This window comes from Butyricimonas synergistica DSM 23225 (genome assembly GCF_000379665.1).
In the GTDB taxonomy this organism is placed as follows: domain Bacteria; phylum Bacteroidota; class Bacteroidia; order Bacteroidales; family Marinifilaceae; genus Butyricimonas; species Butyricimonas synergistica.
On record NZ_KB903367.1, the window covers coordinates 1 to 18,834 of the forward strand.

Genomic DNA, 18,834 nt, shown 5'->3' on the forward strand with positions numbered 1-18,834 from the left:
TGAGATGATTCGATTAACGTTCCAAGCGATTGTCAAAACAATCGCTTGAAGGCATGAATGAATAATGGACTTTAAAGATATTTGTCACGGTTGGCAAGAGTGCCACGCTGGAGTGACGTGAGTTGGAAACGACTTTGAATGGTATTAAACGGTGTCTATAGCGACGGTGATCCACCTCTTCCCATCCCGAACAGAGAAGTTAAGCCCGTTAGCGCCGATGGTACTGCCGAAAGGTGGGAGAGTAGGTCGATGCCAAATTTAGAGAGAGCGAGTTCAAATGACTCGCTCTTTTTTGTTTGAATTTTAATTCTTGCTCTAAAAAAGCACCTCTTTAAAATATATCCCAATACAATCCGATCTTTTGATTTGATGATTTCTCTGTTTGTTCCGACGCTTTATTTTGACACTAGCTTTTCTTCTGTTTATAGAGGAGAAGTCGGCAATGCTGATAAGGAGTGTAGATACAAAAAATCCCTCGAAAGATGTCTTTCAAGGGATTTTTGTGAACTCGGCGGGAGTCGAACCCACAACCTCTTGGGCCGTAACCAAGTGCTCTATCCATTAAGCTACGAGTCCTTGTTTATTTTGCGTGGCAAAGGTAGAGAATGTTCTTTGTTTATGCAAGAGTTTAGAGCTTTTTTTTCAAATACTTTTTTTTATGTTTGAAAAATAACAAAGGGAGGTGCGTATAGTTTTTATTACTACTTTTGTGTTAGGTTGTTCAAGTACAGATAAAGAATATGCTTAAATACATAACAGAAAGACTCAAGAAGCATCATATCAAAAATATGGTCGTCAAAGACGAGAGGATATTGGCGTTCCAGAATTTAGAGGCAGTAAAGGAATGTACATTGTTTTGGATAGCTGAAGATGTTTCTTGGACAGAAATAGAACGAATCCAGAAACTATTGGCAAAGCATATGAATGTCTACTTGCTTTCTTTTATACGGCAGTCTAAATCTGTGTTTGAACGTGTGGAGAAGGTCTTATATACCGATGAAGCTTCTATTTTCTATGGAGGAAAATTCCGAGATATGAAATTGAAGGAATTGCTAGAGAGAAAAGACGGATTATTTATCGACTTATCCGTGAAGCCAGACGTTTTGGGGGATTATATCGTACGATACGCAAAGACTGCTTGTAAAGTTGGTATGCCTAGGGAAGGGATAGAGCATGATATTGTTTTTGCTAACGTTCAGCGTGTAGACATTTTTATTGATCGTTTATTCAAGTTATTCACAAAGATAAATACGTATTGAAATGAAAAAGTTTTCGGGAGTAGGAGTTGCTTTGGTCACCCCGTTTGACGAAATAGGAAATATAGATGAGAGTTCTTTAAGGAACTTGGTAAATTACGTGATAGACGGTGGTGTCGATTATCTGGTGGCTTTGGGTACAACCTCCGAGGCTGCGACGATGACGGCAGAGGAAAGAGCTTATGTCGTGGGCGTGATCGTGGAAGAGAATGCCGGACGACTGCCAATCGTTCTGGGAGTTGGGGGAAATAATACGGCTCAGGTGGTGCAGGAGCTTGCCACATTGCCTTATTTGAAGCAGGGGGATGCAATATTGAGCGTTACTCCTTATTATAACAAACCTTCCCAGCAGGGGCTTTACAATCATTTTAAGGCTATTGCCGAGCATTCTCCCCTACCTGTAATCTTGTATAATGTCCCGGGGCGTACTTCCGTGAACATGACGGCAGCGATCACTCTGCGGCTGGCTCATGATTTTGAGAATATTATTGCTATCAAAGAAGCTTCTGGAAATTTTGAACAGGCTACATCTATTATAGCCGGGATGCCTGAGAATTTTATTTTCTTGTCTGGCGACGATGGGATAGCTCTGCCACTGGTTTCTATTGGAGGAAGCGGGGTAATATCGGTAATTGCGAATGTAATGCCACACGAGTTTACTTCTATGGTGCATTTGGCTTTGGAAGGAGAATTCAGGGAGGCAAAGGATATCCACTTGAAATTGGGGGAGATGTTCAAGGCACTTTTTGAAGAGGGAAATCCAGCAGGAGTAAAGGCAGCTTTACACGTGAAAGGTGTTATTGCCAGTCAAAGACTACGGGCTCCTTTGTGTGAGGTTAGCGATACTTTATACCAGAAGTTTAAACGATCAGGTGAGTAATAATCACCTAATCGATATATCCTGCCTGGGAACGTCTTAGCCGTTTGATCTTGTAACGTCGGTATTGAAATAGTGCGATTCCCAAAATAATCACGATCGGTAAGAAGAAGTTGAAATACTTCAGGAATGTCCGGTAAGAATTGCTTACCGGTTCCAAAGTTTGGTTCACGATGTATTTGTTCCTGAGTTTGATTAAACCGGAATCATCTGCCAACCATTCGATAGAGTTTATGGCAAACCTGATGTTATCCAGCAGAAGTGCGTCATAATCGTTGTCTTCCATGAAACTGGCGTTTGAAACGACAATAATGGCACTTTTATCATCTTCATTATTCAACAAGGCTGCCACGGTGCTGTTGGGACGATTGTAGTCATGTTTTGTCCATGTTTTTTGAAGATCAAAGAACACGGGTACTTCTTGAACCCCGGATATTGGGGAAGTCCTTGCTAATGAGGTAAAAGTATAAGAAGATGTGGTTTTCACGGTGGTGATACTGCTCGCGAATAGTAGGGAGATGGCATTCAACCCGTTTGTTATCACGTGAGAGCTAAATTTTTGAATAGTAGGCATGTACGGAAATGTAAGTTCGTCATGATACCGGAAAAAAGGTCCTGGTGATTGTACCCGAATCCGTCCACAATAGTTGTCTACCACGAAATCGTAATTGATTTTAAGCCCAAATTCTTGTAACATATCCTCAAGACCGACACGATTGATGAAACCGTTATTTTGGTTCGTGGTGATTTGTCCTATGGCATGGTGTAAGGCAATGAATAATCTTCCTCCTTGTTTCAGGTATTGTTGAAGTTGCTTTATTTCCTCCTTGCTATAAGTGTCTTTCGGTCCCACGATACAGATCACCTTGTATTCGTTCAGGTCGATGAACGGGTCAATGAGCATAGGTTCTACATGTGCATTCCGGGAAAGTTCATGCCTGATTTGTTTGATATTATCTAGTAATGTTTCATTGTGTCCCCGTAAGAAACCGATGGTCGGTTTTGTGGTGTCGCATGCTTCTTTTAGCATACGGGTGACTTCGTATTCGAATGGGGTATGCTGGCTGATAATCGGGATAACCGATCTTTTATTATCGATTTGTATAACAGCTCCAAAGTAGATTTTTTGAATTTTTGCCATATCCTTTTCCGTGCTTTCTTGTAGGAAGGGGTGTATGCCGGATTCAAGAGCAAGAAGTTTTTTCGAATCGTTGTCCGGGACAATGGTGTTGATAGTGAATGCCTTGTTACTAAGTGTTTTGTATTCTTTCAATAAATGTTTGAATTCCCGTCCCATTTTCATTTTATCCTGGGAAAGCCCTTCAGACATGAAGAGGGTCACGGTGACATCCTTGTCGATATTCTTTACCATGTTTTTACTCACGGGGCTCAAGGAATATTTCTTATTGCTCGTGAGGTCTATTCTGATAAAGACAAAATAGGAGATAATATTTATCGCAACGAGTGATAAAATCAGGAAAGTGGGGTTGTATATAAATCTGTTTTTCATCACGGGGCAAATATTAAGCTCGGGTTCTACTGATAAAGTACCTTGCCAAGGCAAGGAATATGGTTGTAATACTGATAAAATATACAAAGTCTTTGGTGTCAATTACCCCGCGGGGTATGGCATCGAAGTGTTCTCCCATGGATAGATACGTGAAAAAAGCTGCCAAGAAACCGGAGTTGAATAATTCTGCAATAAATTCGAAAAGGAATTGGAACCAGATCCCGATAGCAAAGGATAGGAAGAAGGCGACGACGGTATTCGAAGTCAATGATGATGCGAATATTCCCATGCTGATATAGCAACCGCTGACCAAAATTAATCCCAGGTAGCCACAAATTCCGGCGGCGTGATCCACGTGCCCGAGAGAAGTCAGCGTGATATAGTAGGGTAGTGTCAACACCAGGCAAAATATGATTTGCAGGAGTATCGCGAAGAATTTGCCACAAAGGAATTGCCATGGTTTGATCGGTTTCGTGAACAAAAGTTCGAAAGTTCCGTCTTTCCGTTCATCTGATATGCTTTTCATGGTGAGAACGGGAATCATTAAAAAGAGCGTCCAGTAGAACACGTTAAACAAGTAGTTCAAGGAGGCTTGTCCGGAATAGAACACGTTTTTCCACGAGAACCAGCAAATGAATCCGGTGATACAAAAGAAAACCGTGTAGATGATGTAGGTCGCCAATGAGTTGAAAGCGACCTTTAATTCTTTATCTATGATGACATTAACTGCGCTCATGAATTATTCGTTTTGAGTGACTTCGCGAAATATATCTTCCAACCTAGTCTGCACGGGAGTCAGTTCGCTGATATACCAATTGTGTTCCCGACAAAGGTCAAAAATAGTTCTTTCAATTTCTACTTCAGGTTTACATTGGAGCTCGAAGTTTTGCTCCTGAATGAGCTCCACGTGTAAAACATTCGGAAGCGAGCATAACGCATCGTGAATGACGGGGATGCTGTCACCCTTGATTCCTAGTTTCAGGCTGTAGTCCGAGTCGGATTTCCTACGAAGTTCGGATGTTGTGCCGTTTGCCACGATTTTGCCGTTGCTCATGATCATTACCTGATCGCAAGTGGTTTCTATCTCGGATAGAATGTGAGAACTTAGGATCACGGTTTTGTCCTGCCCGATGGTTTTGATGATTTTCCGGATGCCGAAAATCTGGTTCGGATCGAGTCCTGTCGTCGGTTCATCGAGGATAACCACTTCCGGGTCGTGGATGAGCGCTTGAGCTATTCCCACGCGTTGTCGATACCCTTTGGACAGTTCGTGTATCTTCTTGTGTTTTTCGTTATCCAATCCACACAAGCGGATCATGTCAAGAACCCGTGACGTCATTTTGTATTTCGGGATATCCTGGAGCTTCCCGATGAAAAACAAAAACTCGATGACGTTCATTTCCGAGTACAGCGGATTGTGTTCCGGGAGGTATCCAATAACTTTTTTGATCTTGCCCGCTTGTTTCCAGATGGAATAATCGCCGAAATTAATGTTCCCTCGATCGGGCAAGAGGTACCCGGATAGTATCTGCATCGTGGTTGTTTTGCCTGCCCCGTTAGGACCTAATAGCCCAAGAATTTCTCCTCTCTTTGCTTTGAAAGAGATGGAATCCACGGCAATATGTCCCTCGAAAGACTTTTTTAATTTTTCCACAATGACGTCCATGGGCTGCTGTTATTTATTTCTACAAAAATAGTCATTCAAACCTATGATTTGCCGCTTTAATAATCTTTAACCGAGTAATTAACAACGTTTTAATCAATGGTGTTAAGTTTTTACATTTGAACCCGTTATAATTTAATTATGTTTGTCGGAGGATTCTCTCACGATCAATTCGCAATTGACGACCTCTTTTCTTACCCTGGCGTGCCTGCTGTTCGTGATTTGCTCGAACAGTAATTCTGCCGCGGTTTTTCCAATCTTTTCCGGGAATTGGTTGATAGAGCTTACCGTGGGATTCATGTACCGGGAACGTTTCGTGTTCGAGAATCCAACCACGGCAATGTCTTCCGGGATATTGTATCCTTTTTCTTTTATGGCTTCGATAGCCCCGATTGCCAGGTCGTCCGTGATGCCAAATATGGCGTCCGGTCTTTCTCTCATTTCGAGTATTTGTAGTGTAGCTTCTTTACCGGCTTGCACGGTGAAGTCCGGGCAGTGACGGATATAGCTTTCTTTTGTCGGGATGTTGTTGGTTTCCAGTGCTTTCAGGTATCCTTTCATACGATTCCCGCCAATTGTGATTTGCTCCGGTCCGGTTAGAATGGCTATTTTCTTGCAGCCTACCGATATAAGGTGTTGGATTGCTTGAAATGCGGCAGTTACCCCATCCGTGACAACTCTCGATACTCCCTCGACGGAGCTTGTTGTACGATCGAATAGAACCACGGGGATTCCGGATTCTTGGATCTGTTTCACGTGGTCGAATTCTTTTGTTTCATGGGATAATGCCATGATGATGCCGTCTGCCCGGTTTGCCAGTAATACATCCACGCTCTTTTGTTCTTTCTGGAAATTTTCGTTCGAGGAGATAACCAAAACATTGTACCCGTAACCATCTGCAACTTCCTCGATTGTTTTTACCACGGTGGCGTAGAACGTACTCACGATCTGGGGCACGATAACCCCGATAGAGTGGCTTTTGTGTGTTTTCAGCGCGACGGCAAGTGGGTTGGGTCTATACCCGAGTTGCTTGGCTAAATCCTGCACTTTCTTGCGGGTTTTTGCGCTGATTTCATGATTGTCTTTCAATGCGCGGGAAACTGTGGATACTGAAATCTTTAGTTTTTCGGCAATGTCTTTGATCGTTATTGGCTTTTGTGTTGTCATATATGAATATGTTTAGGTCACGACTTTTTTTGTAATTTCGGGTAGGCTATCCGGGCATGGAAGACGTTTATCAACATCTCGGTGAATACCCGTTTCACGGTGGAAATATCCTTGAATGTCAAGTCCGCGTTGGCGAATCTGCCTTCCTGGAGCATACCGTCAATAAGATTGTTTACCAGGTTTGTCAGGTTTTCCTCGTCCTTTACTTCCAACGCACGGGAAGCGGCTTCCACGGCATCTGCCATCATCACCACGGCGCATTCTTTTTTCACCGGGTCGGGTCCGGGATAGGTGAATAGCGATTCGTCTATTTCCCGATCCGGGTACTTGTTCTTGAATGAGTAGTAGAAATATTTCACCTTGCTTTTGCCGTGATGCGTGCGAATAAAGTTCTTGATTGCTTCCGGCAACTTGTATTTGTTAGCAAGTTCCAAACCTTGGGTGACGTGTCCGATGATGATTTGGGCGCTCTCGTCAAAATCCAGGGAACTGTGCGGGTTGAGTCCTCCCGTTTGGTTCTCGATGAACATGATCGGGTTGTAGGTCTTCCCAATGTCGTGGTATAATGCCCCGGTACGTGCCAACAGCGGGCTGCCACCGATATGATATATCGCTTCTTCCGCCAGGTTGGCAACCATGAGGGAATGTTGGAAGGTGCCCGGTGCTTTTTTCGTGAGGTTACGTAGCACGGGATGGTTCGGGTTGGAAAATTCCAACAAACTGATTTCCGAGGTGTACCCGAAAAGTTTTTCCACGAGGTATAGGGCGGGATATATCAAACTTAATAATGCCGTGTTGATTAACAACAAGAGTATCGCGAAGAAGTGTTTCGGTGAGAACGTCCCTTCTTGTATGAGCGTGAATGCCCCGTAAACGAGCACGTAGGTCACGAATATCAACGCTAGCGCGATGAATAGTTGTGACCGGCGTTGCAGGTGGGAGAGGCTGAACATTGCCACGATGCCTGCCGAAATCTGCATGAAGAAGTACATGTAGTTGTTCGGGGCATAGTACGAGATCAGCATGGTGGTTCCTAATAGCAAATAGAGCGCCGGGCGTGTGCCAAACAGTATATTCACGATAATCGGGAAAAATAAGACCGGAATGGCAAGTATGTTAATGTTTTGGAAATAACTGATACTTCCAACGGCTATCGTCAACAAGAACATGCTGTACAGGAAAAAGAAGTCTTTCGTGTTATAGAACAATCTTTTCCGGGATATGTAAAGAAATATCGAGAAGCTGAGTATCGCTATCAGTGTCAGGATGGTTTGAGCCGCGGTGATTCTGATCCTGTCCACGGTTGAACCTAGACTTTGCTCGTGTTCTATCCGGAAGGATTCCAATACTTTATATACCTCGGGCGTGACCAGATCGTTTTTCGAGATAATGATATCCCCTTTGTTCACCATGCCTTGGGTGGGCGTGATGTTTTTGATACTGCTTTCGACAGCTAGGGCTGTTTTGGAGAGGTCGTATTCCAAGTTCGGGTTGATATAGTTATTCAATCCCATGCTGAGTATCTTTTCCTCTGTCGATGTCGCCAAATGCAGACTTTTCACGTATTCAACGAGGGTTTCGTACGCTTGTTTCAGCGTGTAAACATTGGCGAATTTCTCTTCCCTGGCGATACCGTCCTTGACGATCAATATGTTTTTAATTTTGTTGGTGTTCAATTTTTCCGGCATCAAAAGAATCCCTTGGGAGTATATATCCCGCAACTTGTTGACGATTTTGTTGATGTCGTTCCCGTTGTTTGTGGTTTTATATTCGCTTATTTTCTCGGCGAATTTGTTGATTTGTACTTCCGAACTTCCTTCCGTGTAATTGAAAATGGGAGGTTGTTCTTCCCGTATTTTTTCGATTTCGGCGGTGATTTCTTCTGAACTTTTGTGTAGCGGGAAGTCAATGGGGGCGATCAACGTTTCGTATTTCCACGGCATTCCTTTTTGGTAAGAATATTTGAACCCCTCTATTTTGGGAAGTAGCAAAACGATTATACCGCAGATAATAACGATCGTACTGATTTTGAACACGTGTTGAATAGTACGATGCTTTTTATTTTTATTACTTAGCATATCCGATGTTATAGAATTATCTTTGTTCAAAGATATAATAAAATTTTAAAGCCTCCTATCGGGAGGCTTTAAAATTGTTGCAGGTTACAAGTTGAGCCTTCGGCTCTGCAAGTTACAAGTTCGTGTTTAACCTGCAACCAGTAATATTTGCCATGGGCAAATAATGCTTATTGTATTCCCGCGGTTTCTACGTTGGAGCTTACTTTTTTGATTAAGCCTTGAAGAACGTTTCCGGGACCGATTTCAAGGAATGAAGAAGCCCCGTCAGCCAGCATATTCTGCACGGTTTGAGTCCAGCGCACGGATGCCGTCAACTGGTCGATTAGGTTTTGTTTGATCTCTTCCGGGTCGGACACGGGTTTCGCATTCACGTTTTGATAAACCGGGCAAGAGGGCTTGGAGAAATGCGTGTTCTTGATCGCGTCTGCCAATTCCTGCCGGGCGGGCTCCATGAGGGGAGAGTGGAACGCTCCACCTACTTTCAACGGGAGAGCCCGTTTAGCCCCTGCCGCTTTTAATTTTTCGCAAGCGGTGGCGATGCCTTCCATGGAGCCGGAGATCACGATTTGTCCGGGACAGTTGTAGTTGGCTGCCACGACAACTTCGTCGATTTCGGCGAGTACGTTTTCAACTGTTTCATCCGGTAACCCGAGGATGGCTGCCATCGTGGAAGGAGTTGCCTCGCAGGCTTTCTGCATGGCGAGAGCTCTGGCGTGTACCAGGCGCAATCCGTCTTCGAATGAAAGTGCTCCATTCGCCACGAGCGCGGAGAATTCCCCGAGCGAGTGCCCGGCTACCATATCCGGTTTTTCGTTCAGTGATTTGGCTAAAATCACGGAGTGAAGGAATATTGCCGGCTGGGTTACCTTGGTTTGTTTCAAGTCTTCGTCGGTTCCGTTAAACATCAAGTCCGTGATGCGGAATCCTAATATTTCGTTCGCTTTCTCAAATAATTCTTTTGCCTCGGGTGAGTTTTCGTATAAATCTTTACCCATTCCCACGAATTGGGCTCCCTGTCCCGGGAAAACAAATGCTTTTTTCATACTCGTTCTGTTTATTTCTTAATGAAATTTGTTACTGATTAATCGGATAAACTCCTCCCGCGTGGCGAGTTTCTCGAACGCACCGCTGAAGTCGGAAGTCGTTGTCACCGAGTTTTGTTTTTGCACACCCCGCATCATCATGCACATGTGCTGTGCTTCGATCACCACGGCAACGCCCAAGGGGTTGAGGGTGTTCTGGATGCAGTTCTTTATGTCGTTTGTCAATCTTTCCTGTACTTGCAGCCTTCTGGAAAAGGCTTCCACTACCCGTGCTATTTTGCTTAGCCCGGTGATGTACCCGTTCGGGATATACGCCACGTGAGCCTGCCCGATGAAGGGTAGCATATGGTGTTCACACATGGAATAAATCTCGATGTTTTTCACGATAACCATCTGGCGGTAATCTTCTTTGAAGAGAGCCGACCGCAGGATTTCCTCCGGGTTCTCGTGATACCCCCTTGTCATGAATTGCATGGCTTTTGCCACGCGGTAAGGAGTTTTTACCAAACCTTCCCTGTCGGGGTCTTCGCCCAACAGTTTCAGTATTTCTTTATAATGGTAACTTAATTGTTCGGTCTTTGTTTTGTTGTAGTATTCTACTTTGCGGTAGAATTCTTCGCTGTCGTCCAATTCCGTGTATTTCATTCAAACTCTCTTTTATGTGCTTGATTTATCACTCGTGTCAGTAATGAAAAATTCGGTACAAAGTAAAATATAATAATCGAGAATTGAAAATCGGGAACCGGAATAGTAAGGAAATTCCAACGGGAAATTTTCCGTTGGAATTTCATGGATCGAGTTTTTATTCATGTTATAATGAATTTATTTCCACGTGAACGTGTTGGCTGGCGGAGAACTTGGTGCCGGTTTCGTCGCGGAAGAAAATGTACACGTGCGCCTTTTTCCCGATGGATTCGTCAAGGGCAAATTCTCCATGCAACTCTCCGCGTCTCCCTTTCACCTGGATGGCGACCCGGGGTATACGGGGATCGTTGTCGTATAATACCCCTATTTGTAATCTGTCTGTTCCTGCCACGGTCTTCCACGTCCGTTCTTCTTGCCACGTGACCTTGAATAGAGGACCTTCCCCGGTTATTTCCAGATTCCAGGGGAGAGGTAAAGCCCCTGCTGTGAACTTGAAATTCTCGAAATCGACGATTTCCCCTTCATCCCCGAAGCAGTGAAAATTCTTCGAGAAAAACATGTTCGAGGCATATCGTCCCTTTGCTTTTGCCGCTATGCGCCAGATCTCGGGCGACACCTGTTTGGCGAACGTCATGTAAAAAACTTGTACCGCCTTGAAGCGTATCGCCACGGCGCGCTGCTTGGGACTGCGTCCCTCGATTTCCCATTTCCGTTTTTTACCGGGAATGGCATACCGCCGGACATACGTTTCGTCGCCCCTCGTGTAGAAAATAAGGTTGTTGTGTCTTCCTTGAAATAGCCCGTTGATAAAATCTTTTACTTTCATAATACAATAATTTAAATATTTGACAATGAGATATAAAGTGGTGATAATATGATGAACCATAATCTTGTGATATTTGAAACTTTATAAACTTTAGGAACCGGAGGTTCAACTTTATGAACTTTATAAACTAGAGGGGGGGGATCCCCCCTCTCTAGCGTTAAGCCTCTTCTGCCAACGTGATGCAGACAGATGGAGAAGCCATTTTCCCGTTCGCACTTGTGGCGAAAACGTACACTTTCACGTGTTCTTTTTCCCACTTTGCCGGGAGAGTGGCGCTTGTCGAACCGCTTTCCCCTCGTTCGCGAAGAGGAATCACCCGGCATCCGCCTCGTAGGGTGTTCACCAGCACCCCGTACGTTTTGTCGTCCGCATTACAATACGCGACGTCTTCCATGCTCGTGTTCTCGAACACGATTTTTGAAGTCGAAGCGTTGTACGTGGCGGTGATGTCCGGTTCCGTGAGCGATCCTTGCGCGCATTGCAATTGTTCGTAGTCCACGGTTACGGTATCGCCTTCCACCGTGCAAATCCCCTTGTTTAGGGACATGAAGGTGTTTGCCGACGATTGTCCTCTCTTGTGTTGGGGAAACCCGAGTTTGATTGCCGGGGCAAGTTCCCGGGATAGTTTAATCAACCTTCCGAACTTCATTCGTTGTGCAACGGCTACCGGGGAATCGGAAGCTTTTCCGGCAGATGAACTTTTGCGAGCCATGTTCTCGCATTCGCGTATGTAGTAAGAGATCTTACCAATACGCCCCCAATAGTTAGCTATTGGATCTGGAGTAATTTTTGCCATAGTTCTATTAATTTAGAAATTAATTAAAATATTCTCCCTCCAACTCGCTTGGATGAGAGGTAAGGCTTTGGCTTCTTCCTGAAGTTTCACCTTTACGTGTGGTATCTTACTACACGAGAGGTGAGATTTGCACTTTTGCGAGAGAAAAAATGCAGGGGAGTTAAAAATATTTTGTAATATACAGGTAGATAGGTGGTTAATTGTGGAATTGAACGTGCATTTTGGGGAATTAGTAGATAAGAAATCTTGTATATTTGTCAGTAAGTTTAATTAAGTGATAACTATGTGTATTTCAAATAGAATAGGGCCTCCGGTTGAGGGGACGGATTTTTTGGGGAGAACGAGAGAGATACGTCACGCTAACAAATTGTTAGATTCAGGACATTCATTATTGTTATCGGCGCCGCGTCGTATTGGTAAATCTTCATTGGCGAAGCGATTGATTGCTGAAAAAATGTACGAGAGTTGGAAGTGCGTGTATATCGATCTTGAGGAAGTTGCTACGGAAGAAGGTTTTCTTCGTATGGTCGTGGCGGCTTTTGCTAAAAGTGGTGTTTGGAAACAAATTACAACAGGGATTTCGAAAGGTTTAACGGTTTTATTTGAAGGTGTTGAAAAAATATCGATAGGACCTGTAGATATAAAATTCAATCGAAACGAGGAGCGGGAGGAACTTTACAAGAATTTGAAGGAGTTGATAAATCACGAGCAAGACACCTTTATCGTGATTGACGAGTTGACGTTATTCCTTGGCATTCTTAGCAAGGCTTCGGGTGGGCAGGAGAAGGTGGCGTTTATTTTGAATTGGTTGAGAAGTCTGCGACAAATAAGCCGGACGAAAGTGCGTTGGTTATTTTGTGGTTCTGTCGGTCTTCGTAATTTCACGTCTAATCTTGATTTGGGGTACACTATAAATGATTTGACCGAGTTTAGTTTGGATGAATTGACTCGTGAAGAGGCGCACGGGTTGTTGCAACAATTGTGTGCTTCCGAACAAATGAGTATGGATGATGTGTTAATTGATTACACGTTGAATAAGTTATTATAGAATATCCCTTATTTTATCCAGATTATATTCGCTAAACTGCTCGAGTTGTATGATGAAGAGAAAGCGATGACCACGGAAAGTATAGATATCGCGTACAATAAGTTGGTTTCAGAGAATTATTTGACGACATGGTCCGAAAGATTGGTCGAGTATGGCGAATTGGAAATACCGGCACGGCAGATTTTGAAATCTCTCTCTTTCAATCCATCCGGGTTAAGTCGTGAAACTTTGCTGAACATGTTGATGACCGGGCAAGAGAGTTCGCGAGTCGAGGACATGGATTATCTGTTGAGTAAAGTATTGAGAATGTTGGAAAACGATGGCTATATCATGAAAAAGGAGGCTGTTCGGGTATTCCGCTCCCCGTTGTTGAGAGATTATTGGTTCAACACCTTTGTTCAATGAGTGTAAAATATGAGTATGCGAAAGATGAGTATATTATACCAGACGCCGCGGTTTTACGCGTGGGATGCGAAACAAGCGATCGCGGTTAACGAGGATATTTTTTCTTCGATTTCCGACTATCTCTCTAAAGAGGGTACCGAAAAGACGGCACAGCCCTATCTGGTGATAGGGGAGCCCGGGAGCGGTAAAACCTATCTTCTTAAAAGATTATTGAACGCTATCGAAAAAGATAAGCGTTTAGCTTTATTCCCTGTATTGATGGATGCCAAGGCGTTGTTTTCTTCCGAGGATATTTGGATGCGTTGTGCGAAACGCTTGAATCTCGCCACTTCGTCTGGAAATGTTTTCGATGATCTCATCTCGTGGCAGGCTCACCATGCTTGTCGGATTGTTTTGTTTGTTGATAATATCCAGTATTATTTCCAGCGAACGGATGACGCCGAGCATTACAATTTAAGGGGCAAGCTGAACAAAGCCGGGGCACCCGTGTTGATCGCTACAGCCAATGAGGTTTCCTCGTTTTTCACGGACTACAAGTCTGCCTTTTTCGACGGTTTCAAGATTTTGTATATCCGTCCTGTCGGTGAGCGTGCAATTGATTCCGTGTTGGGACAAGACGTTGAGCGGGGGCGTTTTACCCGCCTTTGGGAGTATGTGCCAAGGACCATACGTTCCTTGCTCGTCGTGTCCGGTATCGTGGCATCATCCGCGAATGCTGACGTGGATTTGGAAAAATTGGTCGACTGTTTTCACCTCTATTATCAAGCCAAATATGATGCGTTTGTCATTCAAATTCAGCGCTTGCTGTCGGTATTGGCGATGGCGGACGAGGGGTTGGCATTGAAAGAAATCAGGGAAATGACAGGACAAGAGAACGGGCAAATATCTCCGTATTTGAAAATGATGACAGATCAAAAAATCGTGGAGAGAGGGGTGAAAAACCAAAGAGGGGCGAAATATCGGATAATCGATCCGTTGTTTCGCCTGTGGTTGAATAGTAACGTGTTATAAACGGAGGGTTGCCGAAAGTGTCCGGCAACCCCTCGTTATTTTACATCATCCCGCACAGCCGTGCGAGCAATTCCGGCGTGGGCAATTTCTCCGTGGCGCAATATTGGAAATGGTTTGTGAACAACACCAGCGTGCCTTTCAAGTTCGTTTCCAACAGGCAATCGTGGCTCACCCGCCCCGTGTGGTCTATCAACCCCGTGATGCGGCAGAGATCACCGCAAGGGAGTGATTCCAAGTGTTCAAGGCGGTATCCCATCCAGATGTTTTCATTCGCCTTTGTTTCCTTTCCCCAGAAACACCATGATCCTCTATTTTTTACCATGATTAGGCGTGGACGTACCACTTGCTCGATGAAAAGCTGGTTCAACCGCAAATTCTCGGCAACGAATTCAAGCCCTTTCGGGTCTTTGCAGAACTTCCACACGGTATTCTGATCCGTTTCCCGGAAATTCAGTAAATCCATGTACGCCACTTCCCGCTTGTACGCTTCCGGAAAAAGCTTGTCGAAAGCCAAAAAATAACGGTCTTCCCCGCCTTCCACGATTCTTTGATACTCGTACTCGCACACGAAATTCTCCCGTGCCGGATCTCCCTGCCGGAACGACGGGTTCATCCCCGTCACCAGAATCCGGTGCGCCTTCTCTATCTTCGAGTAGCAAATGCCCCGCTCGAGGATCGTGTTCAGCTCCTCGGACGTCATTTGGCCTTTGTATTTATTCCAAATTTGTAGTAATCTTTCTTGTTGCATGATTGTCATTTTTTGTTGGCTTTATTGTGCGAATGTTTTAGTAATAATAGTAAAATATTTCCAGCCAGGTGCCATTATATAGTTAGGTCGAGCATCCTCTGGAATATATAATACAGAAGGGAATGTACCTGTCAAAGAATATTTTCCATTGTCAGGGTCATTGTAGGGTTTGGCACATCCAAAAGAATTATACTCTCCATCTCTGACCTTGGAAATAAACATATCTGTAGGAGCAATACGATTGAATTCTATATAAGAGAAATTCATAGCTTTAACTTCATTGGTAATCCCATCAGAATTGTAGCTGTGTGTGAGTACAAAAGCGTCTTCTTTTATCGTATGAACATTTGGACCGAGATGTAAATATCCGGTGAAACTTCCATTCATAAAAGCTCTCAATCCGATAGTTCCGACTTTGTCAGGAATGACTAAATTTCCTGTGCATCCAGTCAAACCTAGAAATGCCTCATCGCCAATACCGGCTACATTTTCACCAATAGAGAGGTCTTTTATACCGTGGCAATGACTAAATGCTTTTGCTGGAATCGTAGTTAGTCCGTTTCCTATTTTTAATAAACCTGAAAAGTACATGGCCCATTCAAAAGCACTTTCTCCTAATTTTTGTACGGAATTAGGAATAATTAAATCACCTAGTAGCCTACACCCCCAAAAAGCACGTGCTCCTATTTCTTTTAAATTGCTTCCCAACGTTAGAGTCCCGTTAAACTTGGGTTCATTATTGTAATCGTATCCAAAAAAAGCACTGGAAAAAGCACTTTCACCAATGAATATCGTTGTTTCTGGAATAATGAGATTTTCTTTTACTTTGATACTGGAAAATGCATGATCCTCTATGCGCTCTAAAGAATAGGGAAGGATTAGCGATGTGATCTTGCTTTCATAAAATGCATAAGAACCGATTGTTTTTATTGTATTCGGCATTTTAACAGAGGTGACCTTGCTCCGGTAAAATGCTCGTTCAGGTATTTCCGTGTTTGTGATGCCACTTAAATCAACTGAATTCAAGTTGGGTATTGTTTGTATAAAGGCGTAGTCTTCAGGGGTTAATGAACCTGCAATAATTAATTCATCAATCGTGCGGATATCTTGGGTGATAGATTGTTCAAGAGTTTTATCAGATGGGATTTGTATAACTAGAGTTCTTCCACCTCTTTGGTGTATTGAAATTGTTTCAATTATAGTGTTTAATTCATCAACTATATTTACAATTGCAGACCGAGGTCCATTTGTTGTACTATTGGGTTCTACCTTAAATCGAATAAAATAAGGATTTATTTCAGTATATCTGCTTGAAGCAGATATACTTAACCATTTTTGTGCTTCTGTGGGAATTTTCACTGTATAGTCTATGTTTGACTGGAAGTTAACAGTAACTTCCCCTCCACCATATTCAACAGTGAAACTTTTTGTTGTAATATTCATAACTCCTTCTACAAAATTAATGTATCTCATTGTTGTATACCCTTTCCCGTCGGAGATGAATATTAGTACTTCGCTGTTTAAGATTGTTGCGGGAGTTGTGATTTCAATGACACCTTGTGTGTGGTCAATCGATTTTACTACTGCACGAAATCCGTCTTGTGCTAAGGCTTTTATTTCGGTTTTTAAGTCCGAACCGTTTAATGTATACGTAATTGTATAAGTTTTATTTGGAAGTACTTGAATGTTGTTTGTCACACTGAATGTAATAGAAAGCGGTTTATATTTGGGAATGGAAATTTGGGTTCCACTACCTAAAGTCATGTGTACATAATCTTCGTCTTCCGTCACGTCCTCGAAAAATGCATTATCGCCACCGGCTGTGCTTGGTCCTAATTTTTGCCATACGCTTTCTTCGTACGATACATACCAGTAGCCTTCTTCAATTTTCAATTGAGGGGTAATTCCGTTTTGTCCCGATGCGCCTGGAGTACCATCATTGCCGTCTTCTCCTGGTGTGCCATCTTCCCCATCCTTCCCGTCAATTCCTTGCGCTTTGATTTTATTACTAGAGCTATCTAAGAGCCAATCGCCATTTAATGTCCAGTAATAAATGCCATCAGAATCTTTCTGCACGCCTATGATTGGTGTTGTTCCATCCTGACCGGGGATTCCTTCTTCTCCCGGGGCTCCGTCTTGACCATCTTTTCCGTGATAGATAACGATTGCCGGACTTTTGGAAAAACTAATCGTGTACCCGATAGCTTTCCCTTCTTCCATCAAGGGTGTGATGGACGTGACGTAATCGTTTTTTTCTAATGCGGTTACGATGCTTTGCAACGAGGAAATATTCGTGTTCATTTGGTTGCATTTTGTTCTTAATTCCTCGAAAGCGTACCATGTCGGGATTTTCAACTGCTCACCGTCGGAGAGTGTGAAGACGACGTATTCATTGCTGCTCGTGTAGTCCACGTCGCTGAACATAGAATCACCATCTTTTCCCGGAATGCCTTGTTCGCCTTTTTCCCCCTGTGGACCGGTTGCTCGCCATAATGTTTGCCAAGTTGTGCCGTTATCGTAAGATACTTCCCAGTAAGCGTTTTCTATTCTTAAAAGAGGAGTGACGCCGTCTTTCCCCGGGGTGCCTGGAGTCCCGCCTTCTCCCGAAGCACCGTCAGTTCCTTCTGCCTTGACTTTTTGGTTATTGTCATCCAAAAGCCAAGTGCCATTCAATGTCCAGTAATAGATACCATCCGTGTCTTGTTTTATCCCGATAACAGGAGTTATTCCATCTTCCCCTTTATCTCCGGTAGCTTGCCCTAGGAGGCTCCAGTTTGTCCCGTGGTCAAAGGAAACGAACCAGTTCCCGAATTCGATTTTGAATTGTGGTGTGATGCCTGCTGCCCCTTGTTGCCCTTGATCTCCGGTAGCTTGTCCTACATCTTCCCACGAGGCGCCATTGTCCCACGAGATCAGCCATCTGCCGTTTTCTATCTTTAATTTGGGTGTGATGCCTGCCACACCCGGTAATCCTTGATCGCCCGTGGCTTGTCCGGCATCCTCCCATGTGCTGCCATTATCCCGTGATACCATCCACCTGCCGCTTTCAATTTTGAATCGTGGGGTAATGCCATCTTCTCCTTTTTTCCCGTCTTTCCCGTGATAGATGGTGATCGGTTTGTTTTTCATGAACGTGATCGTGTATCCGATGGTGTTGCCTCCTTCCATGATGGGGGTAACTCCCGTGATGTAATCATTTTGCTGCAGCGCGTTGACGATCGTCTGCATGGACGAGATGTTCGTGTTCATCTGTGCGCACAACTTTTCGAGGGAGGTGAGCCTCCCGTCTAAATCCGCGATTTGGTCGCGTAACTCACTGTCATCGAAATCATCGTTGCATCCCGCGAAAGCAACGCATAGGATCGAGAGCCATATCAAGTGCCGGCACTTGAAAAAACGAGTAAATAAATTCCACATACAACCATACTTTTGTAACCCCGATTCCCTGAAGGTAAATTACTATAAAAGAAATAGCGTGGGAACTCTCAGTTTATCCGTTTTGAGGTATCGCCAAACACCTTTGCAGAAATAAACAGTCACCCCACGCTAGCCCATTATATAAACAGAATTGTATATATGGCAAGCATGAGCGTTTGTACCGTTTATCCTCCTGCATAAAAACTGGCGATTTTCAAAACAAGGATAAAACTAAACGCTTTTCATTAAAATGTCTTCGTTTCGATTTCTCTAAACGACTCACAAATATAAAGAATAATTAGCATTTTACAAACACTCACGGGGGTGACCGCATCACAAATTTA

15 protein-coding genes, 1 tRNA gene, 1 rRNA gene and 1 pseudogene are annotated in these 18,834 nt (G+C 43.7%); 6 read left to right on the plus strand and 12 right to left on the minus strand.

Annotated features, from left to right (window positions below; translation table 11 throughout):
* Positions 1–147: 147 nt before the first annotated feature.
* Positions 148–258: ribosomal RNA gene (gene rrf, locus A3CY_RS0112435) — 5S ribosomal RNA — on the plus strand.
* Positions 259–503: 245 nt separating this feature from the next.
* On the opposite strand, the gene A3CY_RS0112440 is transcribed toward rrf, so the two are convergent.
* A tRNA-Arg gene (locus A3CY_RS0112440) sits at positions 504–576 on the minus strand.
* Positions 577–740: 164 nt separating this feature from the next.
* Here A3CY_RS0112440 and A3CY_RS0112445 point away from each other — a divergent pair.
* Positions 741–1,259 (plus strand): DUF6913 domain-containing protein, encoded by a 519-nt coding sequence (locus A3CY_RS0112445; protein WP_018338247.1) that lies wholly within the window; start codon positions 741–743, stop codon positions 1,257–1,259.
* Between the two features lies 1 nt (position 1,260).
* Positions 1,261–2,136 (plus strand): 4-hydroxy-tetrahydrodipicolinate synthase, encoded by an 876-nt coding sequence (gene dapA, locus A3CY_RS0112450; RefSeq protein ID WP_018338248.1) that lies wholly within the window; start codon positions 1,261–1,263, stop codon positions 2,134–2,136.
* Positions 2,137–2,143: 7 nt separating this feature from the next.
* On the opposite strand, the gene A3CY_RS0112455 is transcribed toward dapA, so the two are convergent.
* The 9 genes from A3CY_RS0112455 to A3CY_RS0112500 all read right to left on the minus strand — a co-directional run bounded on the left by A3CY_RS0112455 (position 2,144) and on the right by A3CY_RS0112500 (position 11,861).
* A complete protein-coding gene (locus tag A3CY_RS0112455) occupies positions 2,144–3,643 on the minus strand; it encodes a GldG family protein (RefSeq protein WP_018338249.1) in 1,500 nt (499 codons plus the stop codon).
* Positions 3,644–3,656: 13 nt separating this feature from the next.
* On the minus strand, positions 3,657–4,379 hold the full coding sequence (locus tag A3CY_RS0112460) for an ABC transporter permease (protein WP_018338250.1): 723 nt from the start codon (positions 4,377–4,379) through the stop codon (positions 3,657–3,659).
* Positions 4,380–4,382: 3 nt separating this feature from the next.
* The gene (locus tag A3CY_RS0112465; protein WP_018338251.1) at positions 4,383–5,309 is read right to left on the minus strand and encodes an ATP-binding cassette domain-containing protein; all 927 of its coding nucleotides are present in this window, start codon (positions 5,307–5,309) and stop codon (positions 4,383–4,385) included.
* A 132-nt stretch (positions 5,310–5,441) separates the two neighbouring features.
* A complete protein-coding gene (locus A3CY_RS0112470; protein ID WP_018338252.1) occupies positions 5,442–6,473 on the minus strand; it encodes a LacI family DNA-binding transcriptional regulator in 1,032 nt (343 codons plus the stop codon).
* A 17-nt stretch (positions 6,474–6,490) separates the two neighbouring features.
* Positions 6,491–8,551: an HD family phosphohydrolase gene (locus A3CY_RS0112475; RefSeq protein WP_231932253.1), complete on the minus strand. Its 2,061-nt coding sequence runs from the start codon at positions 8,549–8,551 to the stop codon at positions 6,491–6,493.
* Positions 8,552–8,718: 167 nt separating this feature from the next.
* Positions 8,719–9,594, minus strand: a complete 876-nt coding sequence (gene fabD / locus A3CY_RS0112480) for an ACP S-malonyltransferase (RefSeq protein ID WP_018338254.1) — start codon at positions 9,592–9,594, stop codon at positions 8,719–8,721.
* A gap of 18 nt (positions 9,595–9,612) precedes the next feature.
* A complete protein-coding gene (gene folE / locus A3CY_RS0112485; RefSeq protein ID WP_018338255.1) occupies positions 9,613–10,239 on the minus strand; it encodes a GTP cyclohydrolase I FolE in 627 nt (208 codons plus the stop codon).
* Between the two features lie 166 nt (positions 10,240–10,405).
* A complete protein-coding gene (locus A3CY_RS0112495) occupies positions 10,406–11,065 on the minus strand; it encodes a hypothetical protein (RefSeq protein WP_018338257.1) in 660 nt (219 codons plus the stop codon).
* Between the two features lie 157 nt (positions 11,066–11,222).
* Positions 11,223–11,861: a DUF6266 family protein gene (locus A3CY_RS0112500; RefSeq protein ID WP_018338258.1), complete on the minus strand. Its 639-nt coding sequence runs from the start codon at positions 11,859–11,861 to the stop codon at positions 11,223–11,225.
* 283 nt (positions 11,862–12,144) lie between these two features.
* On the opposite strand from A3CY_RS0112500, the gene A3CY_RS0112505 reads away from it, so the two are divergent.
* Genes A3CY_RS0112505 through A3CY_RS0112515 form a run of 3 tightly spaced genes read left to right on the plus strand, consistent with a single transcriptional unit; the run spans position 12,145 to position 14,325 of the window.
* Positions 12,145–12,909, plus strand: coding sequence for an AAA family ATPase (locus A3CY_RS0112505; protein WP_071595997.1), 765 nt, complete (start codon positions 12,145–12,147; stop codon positions 12,907–12,909).
* Between the two features lie 45 nt (positions 12,910–12,954).
* Positions 12,955–13,314: a hypothetical protein gene (locus A3CY_RS0112510; protein WP_040371770.1), complete on the plus strand. Its 360-nt coding sequence runs from the start codon at positions 12,955–12,957 to the stop codon at positions 13,312–13,314.
* Positions 13,315–13,329: 15 nt separating this feature from the next.
* Complete coding sequence (locus A3CY_RS0112515) at positions 13,330–14,325, plus strand: AAA family ATPase (protein ID WP_018338261.1); 996 nt, start codon at positions 13,330–13,332, stop codon at positions 14,323–14,325.
* Between the two features lie 40 nt (positions 14,326–14,365).
* Here A3CY_RS0112515 and A3CY_RS0112520 read toward each other — a convergent pair whose 3' ends face one another.
* Together A3CY_RS0112520 and A3CY_RS23315 are read right to left on the minus strand one after the other, a co-directional pair.
* A complete protein-coding gene (locus A3CY_RS0112520) occupies positions 14,366–15,025 on the minus strand; it encodes a hypothetical protein (RefSeq protein WP_240388158.1) in 660 nt (219 codons plus the stop codon).
* 69 nt (positions 15,026–15,094) lie between these two features.
* Positions 15,095–18,349 (minus strand): annotated as a pseudogene (locus A3CY_RS23315) (PL29 family lyase N-terminal domain-containing protein); the annotation flags it as partial.
* Positions 18,350–18,834: the final 485 nt, after the last annotated feature.